Here is a 19,302-nt window from a genome sequence, read left to right on the forward strand (position 1 = left end):
AGAATGGGAAACGGACATCCGGTATCCGGAACCGAAAAAGGCAGCCGGGGAACAACGGAACTGTTCCCCGGCTGCCTTTTTCCGGACGGCATCTGTGTTTTACATCCTTTCCGGGACTTCGATGCCGAGCAGGCGCATGCCGCGCCGGATGACGCGGGCCACCTCGCAGCTCAGGCGAAGCCGGAAAGCACGGACGGCCTCGTTCTCCTCGCGCAGGATGGAGTGGTCGTGATAGTAGCCGTTGTATGATTTGGCCAGGTCGTAGATATAGTTGGCAATGACCGAGGGCGAATAGGTGTCGCCCGCCTGCCGCACAGTGGCCGGGAATTCGTCGAGCGTCTTGATGAGTTCAATCTCCTCCGCCACGAGCGGTACGTCGGCATGGTCGTTCGCATAGGCGATGCCGGCCTCTCCGGCCTTGCGCAGCACCGAGCAGATGCGTGCATGGGTGTACTGGATGAAAGGCCCCGTATTGCCGTTGAAGTCGATGGATTCGCGCGGGTCGAAAAGCATGGTCTTCTTGGGGTCAACCTTGAGAATGAAGTATTTGAGTGCCCCGAGTCCCACCATGCGGCTGATGTCGGCGGCCTCTTCGGGGGTGGCGTCGTCCAGCTTGCCCAGTTCGCGCGACATCTCCATGGCGGTCGATACCATATCTTCAATCAGGTCGTCGGCATCCACGACCGTTCCTTCGCGCGACTTCATTTTTCCTTCGGGCAGTTCCACCATGCCGTAGGAGAGGTGGAAGATGTGGTCGCTCCATGCCTCGTAGCCGAGCTTTTTCAGTACGAGTTTGAGGACCTGGAAGTGGTAATTCTGCTCGTTGCCCACCACGTAGATGAGTTCGTCGAGGCGGTTGTCCTCGAAACGGCGGTAGGCCGTGCCGAGGTCCTGCGTCATGTAGACCGAGGTGCCGTCGCCGCGCAACAGCAGTTTTTCGTCCAGCCCGTCGGCGGTGAGGTCTATCCACACCGAGTTGTCGGGACGGCGGTAGAAGACCCCTTTGCGGAGTCCCTCTTCCACCAGCTCCTTGCCCAGCAGGTAGGTCTGCGATTCGTAATAGGTCTTGTCGAAGTCGATGCCCAGCGCGGCGTAGGTTTTGTCGAAGCCGTCGTACACCCAGCCGTTCATGGTCTCCCACAGGGCATAGGTTTCCGGCTCTTTCGCCTCCCAGCGGCGCAGCATCTCCTGCGCCTCGCGCATGATGGGAGCATTGCGCTTCGCCTCTTCCTCGCTCTGGCCCTGTGCGACGAGCTCTCGGACCTCCTCCTTGTAGTGGCGGTCGAACTCCACGTAGTATTTTCCTACCAGATGGTCGCCCTTCATGCCGCTCGAGGCGGGCGTTTCCCCGCCGCCGAACTTCTGCCATGCCAGCATGCTTTTGCAGATGTGGATGCCGCGGTCGTTCACGAGGTTGGCCTTGATGACCCGGTTGCCGTTGGCCTTGAGAATCTCCGCTACCGAATAACCGAGCAGGTTGTTGCGGATGTGCCCCAAGTGGAGGGGCTTGTTGGTGTTGGGCGATGAATATTCCACCATGACGGTGCGGCCAGTCGGTTCTCCGTATCCGAAGTGGTCGTCCGACGCGATTTCCGCAATTTTCTCATTCCAGAAGCTGCGGCGTAGCGTCATGTTCAGGAAGCCTTTGACTACGTTGTACGATTCGATACCGTTGTCGCCGGCAACGAGTGCCTCGCCAATCTCCGCTGCCGTGGCTTCGGGTGCCTTGCGGCTCGCCTTGAGCAGGGGGAATACCACGAGCGTATAGTCGCCCTCGAACTCCCTGCGGGTGCGCTGTATCTGGATGGGGGCGCCGGCGGCCTGCGGGTAGAGGCGTTCCACTGCGCGGGCGGCGGCCTGTTCGATGTAGTTTTCTATGTTCATGTCGGAAGTCTGTTCGTCCGCTGTCGCGGCGGATTAAAAGACAAAGATACGCATTTTTCCTTTTTACCGCCCGGCGGATTATCTTTGTACCGGTAAATAGCATGCGAAAATGAAGATAGCCGGGATAGAATTCCGCGAGCGGCCCCTCTTCCTCGCACCGATGGAGGATGTGACCGACCCCTCGTTCCGTTACATGTGCAAGGGTTTCGGGGCGGACATGGTCTATACGGAGTTCATCTCCTCGGACGGGCTCGTGCGCGAAGGGGCGAAGTCGGTGGCGAAACTTAATATCAGCGACGGGGAGCGTCCGGTGGGAATACAGATTTACGGTCATCTGATAGAACCGATGGTCGAATCGGCCCGCATCGCCGAGGCGGCCCGTCCGGATGTCATCGACATCAATTTCGGTTGTCCTGTCCGCAAGATAGCGGGCCGCGGAGCCGGGAGCGGCATGATGCGCGACGTGCCGCTGATGGTGGAGATGACACGGCGGATTGTGGAGGCGGTGAAGGTACCGGTGACGGTGAAGACGCGTCTGGGCTGGGACGAGGAGCACAGGAACATCGAGGAGATAGCCCTGCGTTTGCAGGACGCGGGCATCGCCGCGCTCACCATCCACGGCCGCACGCGGGCCCAGATGTACACGGGGGAGGCGGACTGGACGCTGATAGGACGCGTGAAGAACAATCCGCTGATGAAGATACCCGTCATAGGCAACGGCGACATCGACTCGCCGCAGCGGGCGGCGGAGGCGTTCGACCGCTACGGTGTGGACGGGGTGATGATAGGCCGCGCCACCTATGGCCGCCCGTGGATATTCCGCGAGATAAGGCACTACCTCGATACGGGCGAACTGCTTCCGCAACCCTCCGTCTGCGAACGGGTGGAAATCGCCAAACGGCACCTGGCCAAATCGGTCGAGGTGAAAGGCGAACGGGTCGGAGTGCTGGAGATGCGCCGCCATCTGTCCAATTATTTCAAGGGACTGCCCGATTTCAAGCCTACCCGGCTGCAGTTGGTTACGCTGACCGATGTGAACGAAATCAACGCCACGCTCGATTATATCGCGCAGGAGTGGGGCGGAGCGGACCTTTCGGGTGCGGTTCCGCCGCCGCTGTCGCACGGAATATAGCGCTTGCCTGCCGCTTTTGCGTTCCGGTCATTGTTCCGGGTAGTTCCGTTAACAGCTGTTGTTGCGGTATCGTTCCGATGATACGTGTAACGTTTCGGCTGCACGGGGTATGGGATACTTTCGTAGAGGCGAATCCTGCATTTGCCGGGAGCGGTGCAGTCGTTCCGCACGATTGTTCTGCGGGGCCTGCATGGGAGTTTTGCCGATGCGGAACGGACTGCGTTTCGCCGGTACGGCGGTCCGAGTCCGTATTTCCTTGCCGTGCGGTGTTTCGTGTCGGTCCGATGCGGAACGGGTAAGTACGTGCACTCTTCGGGTGTGTCGCCGACCGTACGGTTGTCCCGGCAAATACGCCCCGGCAGACCGTATCAATCCGCCGGGGCGTTCGTTCCCGATATGCCGTCTCGGCGTCATGCGGGAAACCGCTTCCCTGAAGGGGCAACACAAACTGAAGTCGTTCCGAATATCGGCGGGAACGGTCAGGACTGTCCGTTTACCCGGACGATTTCTCCGCCCTTGCCGTAATCCTCGACGACCAGTACGAGGTATTTGGGCACCAGTCGGCTCGCTTCGTATTTGGCTGCCTGCACCGTACCGACTTCCGCATTGTCGGCAGGCCAAATGCCTATCATCATTTCGCTCATCGGAAAGCCGTTCCGTTCCGCTTCCCGCATGAGGTCTCGGGAGAGTCTTTGAAGGCGGCTCTTTTTTCCGTTCACGGCAATGTTGTTGCCTGTGACTGTTATTTCTATCAGGTGATTGCGTGCTGCTTCAACCGACCCTTGAGGGTTGAAATAGGCATAATAGGGAACGTGTATTCCAGAAGCTTGCGGATACGATAGATAAGGAGAGGTTTCGATATGCTGGTTGACTCCACCCCAAAAACTCATGTCATCGGCGAGTCCTACAGACCATAGGTAGTCGCTGTCCTTTTCAAGGGCTGTTTTGATGCGCAGAAAGTCTTTCCATTGGGTCTTATCGTCGGTGATAACATAAAGGTTGTTAAAGAAAACGTCTTCGTCGGAGAGAAGCACTCCCTGTTCGGCAAACCGGGTAAGCAAGGCGTTCTCCAGTTGTGCGAAGGGGATAGGTGTATCGTCGATATAGGAGTTTCCTTTCGTATCCATGCGTATCGTCTGGGTAGGAATGGTTACGTAGGTGTATTGCAGCGCCGGATTTCCGTCCTCTTTGGCTTCGGATTCGAGTGTAATGATGTTATTATATTGCTGCAGGGTGTTCTTGGTATCTCCGCCTCCTATGTGGAGCTGCAGGGTGTACCAGCCTTTGTTGAATCGCAGTTCCGATGGGATGGGGTATTGCAGATATTCGGTCGGGATGGTCGCATAGAGTTCCGGCGCATATTCCCGGACGATATCGAAGATATCGTCGTACGCTTTCGGTTCTCTTGTTCGGTCAAGGGCGATGTAGAAACGGTTGGGGTTGTAGGTCCGGTCGGCCCAATTCGTCGGTCGCACAGTGAGTGTGGCCGTGTGTATGTCGGCGAAACGGTTGAAACTTAAATCGGCGCAAAGGTATCGTGCAGGGGTTTTGCTATCGTTGAAAAGAACATGGAGTTGCTTCGATACGGTGCCTTCTGCGGATGGATACTCCAGGGTGATATGGGATTCGTCCGTGTAAATAATGTTATCTTTGCCGCATTCCCTTTGGGCGAATGCGGTGAGGGCGAGGCATGCGAGCGGCAGCATGGCGAGGACTTTCCAGCGGGCGCGTGACTCGGAATCTTTTTTGAGCATCATGGTAATTCTTTTTTTGAGGTTACTGTGACCGAGGCCGTCGGCAACGGAATAGCGGCCAGCGCCGGCGGCCTTCTTTATCAAAAGCATCTGATACGTTTTCGGATTGAATCCTGCTTGCAGTACGGCCCGGTCGGCCTCGTATTCGTGCACGTTTCGCAGTTCCCGTCTCAGAAACCGCATGAATGGATTGAACCATTGCAGACATCCCGCCGCGTCGAGCAGAAGCAAATCCCAGGAGTGGCCGAGGCGGAGGTGTGCCCGTTCGTGGGCGATAATTTGTTCTTCGTGGTTCCCGCAGTCGCTGCGCGGGAGGACGATGTAGCGCATCCAGCTGAACGGTACGGTATGGTCCGCTGTATGTACGAGCACGGTATGCCTGTCGAGGCGCGTTCGTTCGCCGGCGCGTACCGTTCGGAGGATTTCGGTGACGGAGGCCAGCATGCGCAGCAGCGAGACCGCCGCACCGCTCCAGAAGAGGCAGGCGATGAGCGTCGGGAGGAGCGGGCGGTGTTCGGCGGATACGGGCCTGTCCGGTTCCGCCGCCTGTGGCTCCGCGAGCGGTTCGGGTGTCGGAGCCGTTCGGATACGGTCGGTTCGGAATTCGTCTCCGATGGGGGTGATGGCGGTATAGGGTTCGGGGCCGGGGGCGTCGGCGGGAAGGGTGATGAATCCGGCCGGAATGAGGAAGGCGAGCACCGTCGAGGCGAGAAGTACCGCCCGGTTGAGGCCGTGGAAGGTGTCGCGGCTGAGGAGGAGCCTGTAAAGCAGCCAGAATGCCGCAAGGCAAATGCCGACCTTGAGCAGATACCAAATAAACGCTTGCATGGCTATTCCTTTCCTTTTTCTATTCTTTCTATCAGTTCCCGCAGTTCTTCCACGGAGATTTTCTCCTCGCGGACGAGGGTCGATACGGCGTTTAAGTAGGAGTCGTGAAAGTATTTGCTGATGACGCCCCGGAGCGTGCCGCTGCGAAACTGTTCCTCGGTGACGAGCGGGTAGTATTGATAGGTATTGCCGTAGGCGCGGTGAGAGAGGAACCCTTTGGCTTCGAGCCCCCGTACCATGGTGGAGAGCGTATTGAAATGGGGCTTCGGTTCGGCATAAAGCTCTTGCAGCTCTTTGACGAACAAGGCGCCCCGTTCCCAGAAACGGGTCATGATTTCTTCTTCTCTGCGTGTCAGTTTTTCCATGGTTGTGCGTCGTTTTGCGGTTTGCCGGGAGCGGTATCCGGCGGATGGCCTGTCCCCGGAATTCATGCGGTCGAAATCCGGTAGCCCGGGTGTTCCCGGTCGTATGGAACAAAGATAACTAAAAGAATTTTGTGTGCAACTAATATGTTTAGTTTTTAAACTATATTTTTTAGTTTTCCTTTGAAAGGAACGGTCGTGCCATGCGGGTTCATGTATGGAACATACTGTTGGCGAGCGGTTTAATTGCCGGGGTTGTCCTCCTTGTGCGACCAGGAGACCGGAAGAGGGTAACGTATTTTCGGGAGATTGATACGGCGGAGCGGGTTTTTGCCGTTTGCAGTCCGGTGCCGGAATGACCGGAGGGGCGGCTTCGGGGATATGTGTCGGTAACGGTGCATGTACCGGAGTACACGGAATCCGGTTTTTTCGGTTGCGGCGGGAACTCTTTGCCGGCCGCCGGAGAACAGAGGGTGTGCGGCCGGGGGACTGCGGCTACTGCCGCAGGGCCATGTGCAGGATGGGGTAGGGAAGTCCGTCGGCGTCGGTTTCGTCGCGCGAGGTCGTGCGGAAGCCGTGTGCCCGGTAGAAGCCCTCCGCCCGTTTGTTCTGTTCATTGACATCCACTCGTGTCACCCCCTTTTCGCGGATGGCGAAGGAGAGCAATGCCCGTCCCAGTCCGCGGCCGAAAAAGTCGGGATGTACGAAGAGCATTTCGAGGTTGTCGCCCGACAGGCCGGCGAATCCGACAGGTCGGCCGTCGGTGAGAAGCATGTGGAGTTCGACGGCGGGAAAATAGTCCGTAGCGAGTCGGCTGCGGAGCCGTTGCAGGTCTGCTTCGGCGAGGAACGTGTGCGTCGCCCGGACCGATGCCTCCCAAATGTCGACCAGCATCGGATAGTCGGCCGCTTTGGCCGGGACGATGTCGTATGCGTCGTGTGCGGGTCGTTCTTTTTTGTCTGTCATAGTTATTGCGAATATCGAATGGGTGTGGCCGGTAAGGGACCGTTATGTCTCGTACAGACGGTAGCGGGCGCCGCAGTCGATGAGGAAATCGAGTACCTCTTTGAACTGGCCTTTCACATAGGAGGGAGGCGGAAGGACGGGATGGTCGTCGAAATGCTTGCGCAGCGTTGCCGGCAGCTCGGCGGTCGAAACGTGCAGCCTGTCCGCCAGCGTTGTCGTCTCCTCCTGGTCAAGGAGGGCATACAGGGTGTTGTCTCTCCGATGGTCGTCGTAATACACGTACTCCAGTTGAACGACCATGCGGTTGCGGTCGTCGAGACCGACCGAAAGCGACGCCCCTATCTCGAGGTCTTCATCCGATTCCACCAACAGTTCTTCTTCCGTCAATTGCATGGACTCTCTTTTTACGGAAGGCATCGTGCCCTTCCCTTTATGGCAAAAGTAGCAAATTATCGCAGATTCAGGATACCTGCGGAGGCGTTTTTGACGGAAACGGCGGTTTTCGCCGGAAGCTTGCGGCCCGATGGAACGGCCTTCATAGAACAATTCTCCATGGCGATATCGCCATGGAGAATTGTTCTGTTGGGTTGTGTGTACAGCACTCCGCCGTGCGGCGGCAGGCGGGCTTCCGTGTACGGATTACTTGCGGCGCCCTTTGGCCATACCCGGCTTCATCGTGGCGACGGACTTCATCACCTTGCGCGTCTGGTCGAACTGTTTGAGCAGCTTGTTTACCTCGGCAAGCGTCGTTCCGCTCCCTTTGGCGATGCGTTCCTTGCGGCTGGGGTTGATGATTTCCGGATTGCTGCGTTCGGCGGGTGTCATCGAGTGGATGATGGCCTCGGTCTGCTTGAACATGTCGTCCGAAATCTCGATGTCTCTGATGGCCTTGCCGACACCGGGTATCATGCCCATCAGGTCCTTCATGTTGCCCATCTTCTTGATTTGGGCTATCTGGTCGAGGAAATCGTTGAAGTCGAACTGGTTCTTGACAATCTTCTTTTTCAGCCGGCGGGCATCCTCCTCGTCGTACTGCTCCTGGGCGCGTTCCACGAACGACACGATATCGCCCATACCGAGAATACGGTCGGCCATGCGTTCCGGATGGAATACTTGGAGGGCATCCATCTTTTCGCCCGACGAGATGAACTTCAGCGGTTTGTTGACCACCGAACGGATGGAGATGGCTGCACCGCCGCGGGTGTCGCCGTCGAGCTTCGTGAGCACCACGCCGTCGTAATCCAGTCGTTCGTTGAACTCTCTGGCAGTGTTCACGGCATCCTGTCCCGTCATGGCATCCACCACGAAGAGGGTCTCGGAGGGCTTGACGGCTCTCTTGACGGCCGCTATCTCCTCCATCATCGCTTCGTCCACCGCCAGGCGGCCGGCCGTATCGACGATGACGGTGTTGATGTTCTTGCCACGGGCATATTTTATGGCGTTCTCCGCTATCTCCACCGGGTTCTTGTTGCCCTCTTCGGTGTAGACCTCCACGCCTACCTGCTGGCCGAGTATCTTCAGCTGTTCGATGGCTGCAGGCCGGTAGACGTCGCCCGCGACGAGCAGGACGCTGCGGCTTCGCTTGCTCTTCAGCAGGTTGGCGAGCTTGCCGGAGAAGGTGGTCTTACCGGAACCCTGCAGGCCGGCGATGAGGATGACGGCCGGTCGGCCGTCGAGATTGATGTCCGAGGCCGTACCGCCCATGAGCAGGGCAAGTTCGTCACGGACTATCTTGGTCATCATCTGCCCCGGCTTGACGGCGGTCAGCACGTTGGCGCCGAGGGCCTTCTGCTTTACCTCGTCGGTGAAGGTCTTGGCTACCTTATAGTTCACGTCGGCGTCGATGAGCGCGCGGCGTATCTCCTTGAGCGTTTCGGCAACGTTGATTTCGGTAATCCGTCCTTCGCCCTTCAGTATCTTGAAAGACCTCTCCAGCCTGTCGGTTAAGTTCTCGAACATGGTTTATCCGTGTTGTTTGTTTCGTAGCCTGCAAATGTAGCGATTTCCCCGCAAATATGAAAACCCCGCCGGGGGGGGGCAGGCCGGTGAGGAAGGCTTGCTATTCGCCGTGGAGCCTGACGCTGCGGGTATCCGGGTCGAATGTCAGGGCGGTGTCCCGGAACAGCCTGCCCAGGTCGCCGCTTTCGACGAGCATGTCGGTCGTGCCGTAATGGAACCGTCCTCCTTCGAGCAGGGCTATTGTGTCGCACAGTTCCAGTGCGATGGCCAGGTCGTGCGTCGAGAAGACGATGCATTTTCCTTCATCGTGGGCGAGGCGGCGCAGGAGTAGGCCGATTTCGTATTTGTTGGGCAGGTCGAGGAATGCGGTCGGTTCGTCAAGCAGGATGATGGGGGTGTCCTGCGCGAGGGCGCGTGCTATCATCACCCGTTGCCTCTCACCGTCGCTGAGCGTGTCGATGCCCTTGGCGGAGAACTCCTGCATCCCGACGAGCGCGAGCGCGTGCGTTACCTTCGCTCGGTCGTTTTCGGTCAGCGAACCTACCCAGTTGGTATAGGGGGCGCGGCCCAGTGCTACGACGTCCGATACCTTCAGGTTTTCCACCTTCACCTCCTCGGTGGAGACGAAGGCAATCGTGGCCGCTATCTCGCGCCGCGACATTTCGTCCGTCCTTAGTCCGTTGACGGTGATGTGGCCCGCCAGCGGTTTGGAAAGCCCGGCGATGGTGCGCAACAGGGTGCTTTTGCCCGTACCGTTCCGACCGATAAGGGCGGTGAACTCCCCCCAGCCGAACCCGATGCCGGCATCCGTGAAGAGCACCCGGTCGCGGTAACCGAGCGTGAGGCCGTGGAGCTGTACGGTATTTATCCTTTCGTACTCCATCTTCAGGCGTTTTTGCGTGTGCGGAATATCACCGCGATGACAACGGGGATGCCGATGAAGGCGGTAACGGTGTTTATCGGCAGCGTCATGTCGGAGGACGGCAGCTGCGAGGCCAGGTCGCACAGCAGCATGATGCCGCCGCCGCAGACCATCGAGGCAGGCATGAGGATGCGGTGGTCGGCCTCCCGGAAGGCCATGCGGACGATGTGCGGTACGGCGAGACCCAGAAAGCTGATGGGGCCGCAGTAGGCGGTCACTGTTCCGGCCAGGAGGATGGTCGATGCGAAGATGCGGAGCCGCGTGGCCCGGATGTCGAGTCCCATGGTGCGGGCGTAGTTCTCGCCTAGCAGCAGCATGTTGAGCGGCTTGATAAGCGATACGGAGAGGGCGAGTCCCGCGGCGAGGACGGGGACGAGTATCCGCAGTTCGGAGAGCAGCACCCCTCCGAGGCTTCCCATCGTCCATACCACATAGGATTTCACGGCCCCTTCGGGGCTCATGTATTGAAGTATCTCGACGATTGCGGTGGCGGCGCTCCCGAACATCATGCCCATGATGAGTATCGCCATGATATCTTTGATGCGGGTGGTGACGGCCATGATGATGAGCAGGATGGTGGCTGCTCCCACCCATGCGGCGCCTACTGCGCCGATGCCTCCCCACCAGACCGACGAGGCGGAGATGCCCAGCAAGGGCATTCCGAGTGTGAAGAGCGCCACGCCGAGGCTTGCGCCGGAACTGACGCCGAGGACATAGGGGCCTGCCAGCGGATTGCGGAAGAGGGTCTGCATCTGCAGTCCGACGGCCGAGAGCGCTGCGCCCGAAAGGAGCGCCGTCACCGCTTTGGGAATACGGAAATTCAGGATGATGTAGCGGATACTTTCGTCCGAACCGTTTCCCGTCAGGCTGCGCCACAGCTCCTTCAGCGGAATGGATGTGGAACCGACGGCCATGTCGGCCAGCAGCAGCAGCACCGTCAGCATGGTGACGGCCGGCATCAGTATGGCGGTTCTCCTTTTCAATGTCCGTGCGGTTCTGTAAGTGTGGTTGCTTCGCTGTTCGTTCTGCCCTGACACGGGCGCCGAGGGCCTCCCGGACGCCTTGACGGGACTATTCGAGCCGTTCGAAGTAATACATGCCCTCTTCGTCCGGTACGGCCGCTTCGGGGTGCAGGCAGAGGATGATATCCCGCAGTACGCGGTCGGCGTGCAGCGCTCCCGACTCCCAGAAGTCGCTTCCTCCGCCCGGAGTCTTCCTGCGCGTACAGTTGTAAACGCGCCGCTGTTCCACGCAGCGGATGTCGGTGAATTTAGGATTCTGTGTCTTGAGTTCGCCGATGTTCCCTGCCTGGTTGGGATTCAGCCAGACATCGGCCTGCCGTGCGGCCAGATAGGCGGCCTCGCCGCTTATGGGCCGGCTGACAGAACTTTCCTCCCCGGCGAAAATGTAGCGGCCGCCCGCATCCTCGATGAGCCGTACCATGTAGCTCCGGTCGCCCGGCACGAACCATACGTCGCGGTAGGGGGCGTTCAGCATGACCGAGGGACGTTCGGCGAAGGCGGCCGCCCGCATCCGCAGCGAATCGTACCGTGTCTCGATGTCCGTAAAGAGTGCGGCGGCCTCCTCCCTTCGGTCGGTGAGTTCGCCGAAGGGGACGAGCCATTCCGCCTTGCCAAGCGGCGTGGTCTCCATATATTCTCCGATGTAGACGAACGGGATGTGCAGTTCGCGGAATTTGTCGGTCACGGCGGTGTTCTCTCCTCCTACGCCGTAGATGAATACGATGTCGGGCCGCAGGCTCGCCAGCAGTTCGTAATTGACATTGGTGTCGTATCCCACGTCGCGTATGTCGCCCTCCCGGTAACGTTCGCGCACTTTTTTGTTGGAGATGTATTCGGCCCCCGATACGCCCCGTATGGCGTCCGTCGCATCCAGCGCGTCGAGGAAGGCGACGTGTGTCGAGGAGAAGCATACGGCTCGCTGCACGGGTGCCGCGACCGTTACGCCGTCGAACCCTTCGGGCGGAAGTTCGTTCCCGCGCGAGACGAAAAGCTGGGTCCGGACGCTGTCGCCCCCCTGCCACGGGTTGCGGATTTCGATGACGGTGGACGCTCCGTCGGTCGCGTATATCGAATAGCCCTCCGCATGACGGGGAACATATGCCTCTTCACCGGAGAGGCGGACGGTCGAAGTCTCTGCACAGCCGCAGAGCAGAAGTGTTGCCGCCCATACGGCCGGCAACATTCGGATTTTCGTCGTTTGTCTCATCGAGGAACAAAATTAGCACTTTTTTCGGCGTGCCCTCTTCGTATGGCATTAAAGATGCAACTCTCTGACGGGATTTGCTCCGGTCTCCGCCGGGGTTTGAATTGCAGCGAATATGAAAAGGATAGTTTTGCTCCGCCACGGCGAGAGCGTTTGGAACAAGGAGAACAGGTTTACGGGCTGGACCGATGTGGACCTGACGGAAAACGGGGTGGAAGAGGCCAAAAGGGCGGGCCGCATGATGAGCGAGGCCGGCCTCAGTTTCGGAATGGCGTTCACCTCCTATCTAAAACGCGCCGTCAAGACGCTCAATTATGCACTCGATATGATGAACCTCGACTGGATTCCCGTGGAGAAGAGCTGGCAGCTGAACGAGAAGCACTACGGTATCCTGCAGGGGCTCAATAAAAAGGAGACGGCCCGCAAGTACGGCAGCGAACAGGTGTTCCTGTGGCGCCGCAGTTACGATGTCGCACCCGACCCGCTCCCCGACAACGACCCCCGCAATCCCCGGTTCGATGTCCGTTACAGCGAGGTGCCGGCCGGGATGCTGCCGCGTACCGAATCGCTGGAGGATACCGTGGAGCGTGTTGTACCCTATTGGGAGAACTGCATTCTCGCTTCGCTCGACCGGTACGACCAGGTGCTGGTGGCGGCCCACGGCAATTCGCTCCGGGCGATAGTGAAAATACTGAAGGGAATATCCGACGAGGATATCGTGAACCTTAATCTGCCGACAGGGATTCCTTACGTATTCGAATTCGACGATGCATTGCGCCTGCGCCGCGACTATTTCCTCGGCGATGAGGAAGAAATCAGACGGATGATGGAACAGGTGGCCGGGCAGGCGGGCTGACGGGCAGGCCGCGACGGGTTTCCAAGGAAAGCGGAGGAGGCATCGGCCTCCTCCGCTTTCCTTGGAAACCCTCTCTGCGGTTACTCCCGGTGCGGCTCGCCGAACACTTCGAGGGCTTTCAGTACCGGTGCGTCCACTACGTAATAGTTGGCGTAGAATCCGGTCTCCTCCAGCGGGGTATTGCGCCCGATGTAGGCTCGTAGAAGAGCCCGGAGCAGCCGCTCGGATTGGCGTATCTGGCACCGGTCGGGGGCCACGCCGTTGCGTTCGGCATAACGGACGAAGTCGTCGAACATTCCCGTGTCGGCGTCGAGCAGACTGTCGAGCTGTGCGATGCTCTCTACGGCATTAATCTTTTCCCGGTTGCGGTCGGCATACTCCATGGTATAGCGGTAGAGGATGTTTCGTCCGGCTACCTCCATGTAATAGGGCGTCATTTCCGTGGTGTCGAGCGGAACGAAAAGGTCGGGCATGATGCCCCCGCCGCCGTAGACCGTCTTGCCGCCGGGCGTCACGAACTTCAGACTGTCGTCGAAGTGGATGCTGTCTGCCGAGAAGAGTTCGTTGTGCAGGTAACGATTGTAGATGTCGTATCCGTACGTGCTGTCGGCGGATGTGTAGGGCTTCTGGATGGAGCGGCCCGTGGGCGTGTAGTAGCGGGCCGTGGTCAGCCGGATGGCCGAACCGTCCGTAAATGGTATCTGTTGCTGGACGAGCCCCTTTCCGTAGGAGCGGCGGCCGATTATCGTGGCGCGGTCGTTGTCCTGCAGAGCCCCGGCGAATATCTCGCTCGAGGAGGCGCTGTTCTCGTCGATGAGCACGGCCAACTCCACATCCTGATAGCCCCCTTTCCCGTCGCTGTACTCCTCCATTCGGTCGCCGTTGCGGTCTTCCGTATAGACGATGAGTCTGCCGTCGGCGAGGAATTCGTTCGCCATGCGGATGGGTTGTCCAAGGTAACCGCCCGTATTGCCGCGCAGGTCGATTATCAGTTTGCGCATCCCTTCCCGGCGGAGTTCGCCGAGGGCGCGTACCATTTCGTCGTGGGTGTACTGCGAGAAGGTGGTGATGCGCAGGAAACCGATGTCGGGAGTGAGCATGTAGGCGGCATCCACGCTTTTCACCGGTATCTTGTCGCGCACGATGGCGATGGGAACGAGGTCATCTATTCCCTTGCGCTGGACGGATACCGTTACCTGCGTACCGCGCGGTCCGCGCAGCATCTTCATCACGTCGTCCATCGGAAGTTTCCGTCCGGCCACGAGCGAGTCGTCGATGCGGATTATCCGGTCGCCGTTCTGTACGCCCGCCTTCTGGCTCGGCCCCTGCGGAATGACATTCAGGACGATGATGGTATCGGTGGACATGTTGAACGTGATGCCTATGCCGTCGAATTCCCCTTCGAGCGGCATGTTTACCTCGGCCAGTTCCGAGGCGGGGATATAGACCGAGTGGGGGTCGAGGTACCACATGAGGTCGGGCATCAGCGCCTCCACGAGCGAGTCGGTACTTACCGGGTCCACGTAGTAGCGGTCTATCAGCGAGAGGGCGTAACTTATCTTGCCGCCCGGCGAATCGAGTTCGCCGGCCAGACTGCGCAGCCTCCTGTCCACGCTGTTGCGGCCGGCGAAGAGACCTATCACCACGCCCAGTACGAGCGCTGCCGACAGGAGAATGGGGGTGAGTATGCTGCCTTTCGAATTCTTTTCCATGGTTTGCTTTCGGTTTTCGTCCGGTTGCCGCCGGAACGGTTATTTGTTCCTGAATACGTATTTCAGCCCTATCATGAACGAGTATTGGTACTGGAGTGCCGTACTGTCCTCCTTGCGGTAGTAGAGCTGTCCGTAAAGTTTGGTGGAGATGAATTTGGTTATCCTTATCTCGAACGTGTTCTCCCACCTGACCGTGGGATTGTCCGGTTCGGTGTAGGGGAGAAAGAAATAGAGGTCGGAGCGGTAGCGTAGCCACTCCTTCTTTCCGAACGCCCGGTCGAAGAAGACATCGGCCGAGTAACCGAGTTTTCCGGTGACCCGTTCGCCGACAGGTACGCCGTAGCGGCCGTCTTCGGGAAGCATGTCGTTGAGTACGGTGACGATGTTGCCGCCCAGGGGCGAGAGCGTTATCTTGAAGGGACTGCCCGCCTTGGCGTAGGTGAAACCCGCGGCGATGTCGAAATAGCCGGGCGACATGAAGTCCGAGACGAGGATGTGTTCCGTGCGCGACTTGTATCCCTGCGAGAACTGGCTGCGGATATTTATCGAGGCGGAGTAAGACCAGTTGCGGTGCATCTCCCAGCCCAGCTGCCAGTTGATTTTGAATTCGTCCTTGTTCTTGAAAAAGGCGTCGTCGATGAAGTTCATGCCGTAGGTGGCGTCCGCCCGGTAGTCTATCGATAACTTCTCCTTTTTGTATTGATGCCGGAAAAAGATGTTGGCGAGTGCATAGAAGTTGTTGCTCCCGCTGCCCGTCCAGTGTTCGAACTGTTGCAGTGAGGTTTCGAGCGAGGCATTGAACTCTATTGTATTGCGTTCTTTGCGAAGTTTGAGCCGTTTTGCCCGTTCGGCCGCGGGGTCGAAATAGTCATTCCGGGGCTGTACGGCAGGAAGCCGGTCGAAGACCCTGGGAGGTTCCTGGGTTTCGGCCGCGGATTTTCGGATAGTGAACTGCGCATGGCAGGTGCCCGTTCCCAACATGGTGCAGCACGCGGTTATGCAGAGGGCTTTCAGCAATGTATTTATCGGCAGACCTGTTTTCATCGCCATGCGCGGTTTTCTCGTGATGCAAATGTACAAAAAAAGCATTGAACGGTATGTGCCTTTCGCTGAAAGCATACACTTCTGCCGGGCCGACGGTCTGCGGTTCGCCGGATTGTGTTATATTTGCCGTAGAATGGAAAACGGAATGAAAAAGTATTTCGGAGCACATGTGAGCGCTTCGGGCGGCGTACAGAACGCTCCCGTGAATGCCCATGGAATAGGGGCGGGAGGTTTCGCCCTCTTTACCAAGAACCAGCGCCAGTGGCGTGCGGCCCCTCTCGAACCGGAAACCATCGAGGCTTTTCGCCGGGCCTGCCGCGAGAACGGCTATCTTCCGCAGGCGATACTGCCCCATGACAGTTACCTGATAAATCTCGGACATCCGGGAAAAGACGAATTGCAGAAGTCGCGGGAGGCTTTCGTTGACGAGATGCGTCGCTGCGGCCAGCTCGGCCTCGACCGGCTCAACTTCCACCCCGGCAGTCATCTGGGACAGATAACCGTGGAGGAGTGTCTTGACCGGGTAGCCGAGAGTATCAATATCGCGTTGGAGCAGACGGAAGGAGTGACGGCCGTCATAGAGAATACCGCCGGACAGGGTTCCAATGTCGGCTTTGATTTCGGGCACCTTGCCTATATCATCGACCGGGTGGAGGACAAGTCGCGGGTGGGGTATTGTATCGACACCTGCCATGCTTTTGCAGCCGGGTACGACCTCTCGTCCGCCGCGGCTTGCGACGCCACGTTCGCGCTGCTCGACCGGACGGTTCCAATGAAATACCTGAGAGGCATGCACCTCAACGATGCCATGAAGCCGCTCGGCAGCCGTGTGGACCGCCATGCGCCGTTGGGCGAGGGTACGATAGGGCTCGAAGCGTTCCGCTATATTGCGGCCGATTCCCGTTTCGACGGTATGCCGCTGATACTCGAAACCCCCGTGGAGGAGCGGTGGCCTGCCGAGATAGCCATGCTCTACGGCTTCGCAGACGGCAGGGAGTGACCCGGCTCTTCGTCCGAAAACGGTTGCGACCGGCAGAAACAGTGCCTTCGCGCCGCGAAGGCGGACGGTGCAGCGTATCGTGGAAGGTTACGGATATGCAAATGGCGGTCGGTATGGGCCGTTCCGGAAGGGCGGGGTAGCCATAATGCAAAAAGGGTATGCAATGTTGCATACCCTGTATTTTTGCGCATACGGCGTGCGGCCTCTGCGGCTTACAATGCGTTTACGTGCTTCTGGATGCTGCTTTTGAGGTTGCCGGCCTTGTTGGCATGGATGACATTCCTCTTGGCGAGCTTGTCGAGCATGGCGCTTACTTTCGGCAGGAGTGCTTCGGCAGCGGCCTTGTCCGTCGTGTTGCGCAGTGCCTTCACGGCATTGCGGGTTGTCTTGTGATAATATCTGTTCTGAAGCCTGTGCGCTTCGGTCTGACGAATCCTCTTTTGTGACGATTTATGATTTGCCATGTCTTGTTGCTGTTTTTAACTTTGTAGCCCATAGGAGAATCGAACTCCTCTTTCAAGAATGAAAATCTTGCGTCCTAGCCGATAGACGAATGGGCCGTGGAAAGGTCGTCTGAAACTTTCGCGGTGCAAAGATAGGTAAAAAAGCGTTAGGTGCAAATATTTTCAAAAAAAAATCGGTGAGAGCGCTTCCCGCAGAGTGTAAATGGTTTATCTTTGAATAGGCAATTAAATGCGGTACGGAAGCGGGTACGGCAAGCTGTTTGCCCGTGAAAATTCGTTTTCAGACAAAAACGGCGGCGCGCGTATGTCGTACCGGCGGGAAAGCGTTCTGTCAATGGCCGGAGTCCCGACGACATGCGGCGGAACGGTTCGGAACGGACGGGTGCCCGGTCGCCGTATCGATTAAAAAAGGAGGAATTATGAAAGGTTATAAGGAGATACCGGCCGATAGGATGCCCGGTAATGTAATCGAAATGATAGGCCGGCAGTGGATGCTCGTTACGGCCGGCAGCGGGGAGCAGTGCAATACCATGACGGCCAGCTGGGGCGGTATCGGTGTGATATGGGGGCAGCCGGCTGCGACCGTTTACATCAGGCCGCAGCGTTATACGAGGGAGTTCGTGGATGCCGAGCCGCGGCTTACCCTGTCATTCATGGGGGAGGAGTACCGCCGGGCGCTGGCTTACTGCGGGGCGCACAGCGGACGTACGGAGGAGAAGATTGCCCGGGCGGGACTGACCGTGGAGCATACGCCGGCCGGAACGCCCTGCATCGGCGGTGCCGAAATCGTGCTGGAGTGCCGCAAGATGTACCGCGACCGGTTCGGACCCGCGGAATTTCTGGAGAAGGAGCTGATAGACGCGTGGTATCCTGAAAAAGATTTCCATTATCTCTATATTTGTGCCATAGAAAAGGTATATGTCAGGGAGTAACCGTAATTAATTTAGGAGAAAAAGCATGGAGAACTTCATTTTTCAGAACCCGACCAAACTGATATTCGGCAAGGGGATGATAGCCCGCCTCGCGACAGAGATACCTGTTGGAGTGAAAATCATGGTGACCTTCGGCGGCGGAAGCGTGAAGAAGAACGGTGTGTACGAACAGGTCACGGCGGCATTGGCCGGCCGCGACTACATCGAGTTCTGGGGCATCGAACCCAATCCCAAAATAGAGACGCTCCGCAAGGCGGTCGCACAGTGCAAGCGCGAGGGGGTGGATTTTCTGCTCTCGGTCGGAGGCGGTTCCGTACTCGACGGGACGAAACTGATAGCGGCTGCCGTGCGTTACGACGGCGATGCCTGGGATTTGGTGCGCGACGGCAGCCTCATCGGGGAAATCCTGCCGTTCGGCGATGTGATGACACTGCCTGCTACGGCGTCGGAGATGAACCGCAACGCCGTCATATCGAGCATCGAGACGAAAGAGAAGTACGGTATGAAGGTGGATTATCCCCGTTTTTCGATACTCGACCCGCAGACCACTTTCTCGCTGCCGAAATACCAGCGGGCGGCCGGCATGGCGGATACTTTCATCCATGTCATGGAGCAGTATATGACCGTGACGGGGCAGTCGCCGCTGATGGACCGTTGGAGCGAGGGTATTCTCCAGACGTTGGTGGAGATAGCTCCCAGGGTACTGGAAGAGCCGCACGATTACGACACCATGGCCGATTACATGCTGTGCGCCACCATGGGACTCAACGGGTTTATCGCCATGGGGGTTACGGAGGATTGGGCGACGCACCAAATCGGGCACGAGCTGACGGCCATCAACGGCCTGACGCACGGACATACGCTCGCCATCGTCTTCCCCGGCCTGCTGAAGGTACTGCGTGACCAGAAGATGGCGAAGATACTCCAGTACGGCGAGCGCGTATGGGGTATCACGGAGGGCAGCGACGAGGAGCGCGCTACGCGGACCATCGACGCTACCGAGCGGTTTTTCCGTTCGCTGGGGTTGCAGACGCGGCTCCACGAAGTCGGGATAGGGGAGGATACGATATGCGAAATCGAGCGCCGCTTCAATGAGCGGGGCGTGGCATTCGGCGAGGGGCATAACGTGACCGGTACGGTGGCCCGCCGTATCCTTGAGGAGGTGAAGTAGATTTTCCGGTATCCGTCCGCGGAGCACCGGGATTCGCCGGGCACCGGCGCGGTATCCTGCCGGGAGGAGATGCGTACATTGCCTCCCGGT

At 58.5% G+C, this 19,302-nt stretch carries 17 protein-coding genes and 1 tRNA gene; 5 read left to right on the forward strand and 13 right to left on the reverse strand.

Annotated elements, in window-relative coordinates:
• Positions 1-99 precede the first annotated feature (99 nt).
• Positions 100-1,884, reverse strand: coding sequence for an arginine--tRNA ligase (argS, locus tag BQ5361_RS01045; protein ID WP_035472915.1), 1,785 nt, complete (start codon positions 1,882-1,884; stop codon positions 100-102).
• 109 nt (positions 1,885-1,993) lie between these two features.
• On the opposite strand from argS, the gene dusB reads away from it, so the two are divergent.
• The gene (dusB, locus tag BQ5361_RS01050; protein WP_035472912.1) at positions 1,994-3,016 is read left to right on the forward strand and encodes a tRNA dihydrouridine synthase DusB; all 1,023 of its coding nucleotides are present in this window, start codon (positions 1,994-1,996) and stop codon (positions 3,014-3,016) included.
• A 479-nt stretch (positions 3,017-3,495) separates the two neighbouring features.
• On the opposite strand, the gene BQ5361_RS01055 is transcribed toward dusB, so the two are convergent.
• The 8 genes from BQ5361_RS01055 to BQ5361_RS01090 form a co-directional block, all read right to left on the reverse strand.
• Positions 3,496-5,598, reverse strand: coding sequence for a M56 family metallopeptidase (locus BQ5361_RS01055; protein ID WP_052131039.1), 2,103 nt, complete (start codon positions 5,596-5,598; stop codon positions 3,496-3,498).
• Between the two features lie 2 nt (positions 5,599-5,600).
• A complete protein-coding gene (locus BQ5361_RS01060; protein WP_022063219.1) occupies positions 5,601-5,963 on the reverse strand; it encodes a BlaI/MecI/CopY family transcriptional regulator in 363 nt (120 codons plus the stop codon).
• Positions 5,964-6,455: 492 nt separating this feature from the next.
• Positions 6,456-6,926, reverse strand: coding sequence for a GNAT family N-acetyltransferase (locus tag BQ5361_RS01065; protein ID WP_081976828.1), 471 nt, complete (start codon positions 6,924-6,926; stop codon positions 6,456-6,458).
• Positions 6,927-6,968: 42 nt separating this feature from the next.
• A complete protein-coding gene (locus BQ5361_RS01070) occupies positions 6,969-7,319 on the reverse strand; it encodes a hypothetical protein (RefSeq protein WP_035472909.1) in 351 nt (116 codons plus the stop codon).
• A 246-nt stretch (positions 7,320-7,565) separates the two neighbouring features.
• A complete protein-coding gene (gene ffh, locus BQ5361_RS01075) occupies positions 7,566-8,885 on the reverse strand; it encodes a signal recognition particle protein (RefSeq protein WP_035472906.1) in 1,320 nt (439 codons plus the stop codon).
• Between the two features lie 100 nt (positions 8,886-8,985).
• Positions 8,986-9,768, reverse strand: coding sequence for an ABC transporter ATP-binding protein (locus tag BQ5361_RS01080; RefSeq protein ID WP_035472903.1), 783 nt, complete (start codon positions 9,766-9,768; stop codon positions 8,986-8,988).
• Between the two features lie 2 nt (positions 9,769-9,770).
• A complete protein-coding gene (locus BQ5361_RS01085; protein WP_035472900.1) occupies positions 9,771-10,790 on the reverse strand; it encodes a FecCD family ABC transporter permease in 1,020 nt (339 codons plus the stop codon).
• A gap of 88 nt (positions 10,791-10,878) precedes the next feature.
• Positions 10,879-12,012: an ABC transporter substrate-binding protein gene (locus tag BQ5361_RS01090; RefSeq protein WP_052131038.1), complete on the reverse strand. Its 1,134-nt coding sequence runs from the start codon at positions 12,010-12,012 to the stop codon at positions 10,879-10,881.
• 136 nt (positions 12,013-12,148) lie between these two features.
• On the opposite strand from BQ5361_RS01090, the gene gpmA reads away from it, so the two are divergent.
• On the forward strand, positions 12,149-12,889 hold the full coding sequence (gene gpmA / locus BQ5361_RS01095; protein WP_022063226.1) for a 2,3-diphosphoglycerate-dependent phosphoglycerate mutase: 741 nt from the start codon (positions 12,149-12,151) through the stop codon (positions 12,887-12,889).
• Between the two features lie 80 nt (positions 12,890-12,969).
• Here gpmA and BQ5361_RS01100 read toward each other — a convergent pair whose 3' ends face one another.
• Positions 12,970-14,601 carry a S41 family peptidase gene (locus BQ5361_RS01100; RefSeq protein WP_035472894.1) on the reverse strand — a complete coding sequence of 544 codons (1,632 nt, stop codon included), beginning with the start codon at positions 14,599-14,601 and terminating at the stop codon, positions 12,970-12,972.
• Positions 14,602-14,640: 39 nt separating this feature from the next.
• Positions 14,641-15,645: a DUF3078 domain-containing protein gene (locus BQ5361_RS01105; RefSeq protein WP_022063228.1), complete on the reverse strand. Its 1,005-nt coding sequence runs from the start codon at positions 15,643-15,645 to the stop codon at positions 14,641-14,643.
• Positions 15,646-15,790: 145 nt separating this feature from the next.
• Between BQ5361_RS01105 and nfo the strand changes: the two genes are divergently transcribed.
• The gene (gene nfo / locus BQ5361_RS01110; RefSeq protein WP_035473092.1) at positions 15,791-16,645 is read left to right on the forward strand and encodes a deoxyribonuclease IV; all 855 of its coding nucleotides are present in this window, start codon (positions 15,791-15,793) and stop codon (positions 16,643-16,645) included.
• A 212-nt stretch (positions 16,646-16,857) separates the two neighbouring features.
• On the opposite strand, the gene rpsT is transcribed toward nfo, so the two are convergent.
• Together rpsT and BQ5361_RS01120 are read right to left on the reverse strand one after the other, a co-directional pair.
• Positions 16,858-17,109 carry a 30S ribosomal protein S20 gene (rpsT, locus tag BQ5361_RS01115; RefSeq protein WP_022063230.1) on the reverse strand — a complete coding sequence of 84 codons (252 nt, stop codon included), beginning with the start codon at positions 17,107-17,109 and terminating at the stop codon, positions 16,858-16,860.
• A 24-nt stretch (positions 17,110-17,133) separates the two neighbouring features.
• Positions 17,134-17,205: transfer RNA gene (locus BQ5361_RS01120), tRNA-Glu, on the reverse strand.
• A gap of 323 nt (positions 17,206-17,528) precedes the next feature.
• Between BQ5361_RS01120 and BQ5361_RS01125 the strand changes: the two genes are divergently transcribed.
• Both BQ5361_RS01125 and BQ5361_RS01130 read left to right on the forward strand, forming a co-directional pair.
• Positions 17,529-18,041 carry a flavin reductase family protein gene (locus BQ5361_RS01125; RefSeq protein ID WP_022063231.1) on the forward strand — a complete coding sequence of 171 codons (513 nt, stop codon included), beginning with the start codon at positions 17,529-17,531 and terminating at the stop codon, positions 18,039-18,041.
• Between the two features lie 25 nt (positions 18,042-18,066).
• The gene (locus BQ5361_RS01130) at positions 18,067-19,212 is read left to right on the forward strand and encodes an iron-containing alcohol dehydrogenase (RefSeq protein ID WP_022063232.1); all 1,146 of its coding nucleotides are present in this window, start codon (positions 18,067-18,069) and stop codon (positions 19,210-19,212) included.
• Positions 19,213-19,302: the final 90 nt, after the last annotated feature.

Origin of the sequence: Tidjanibacter massiliensis (assembly GCF_900104605.1) — a bacterium.
Classification (GTDB): domain Bacteria; phylum Bacteroidota; class Bacteroidia; order Bacteroidales; family Rikenellaceae; genus Tidjanibacter; species Tidjanibacter inops.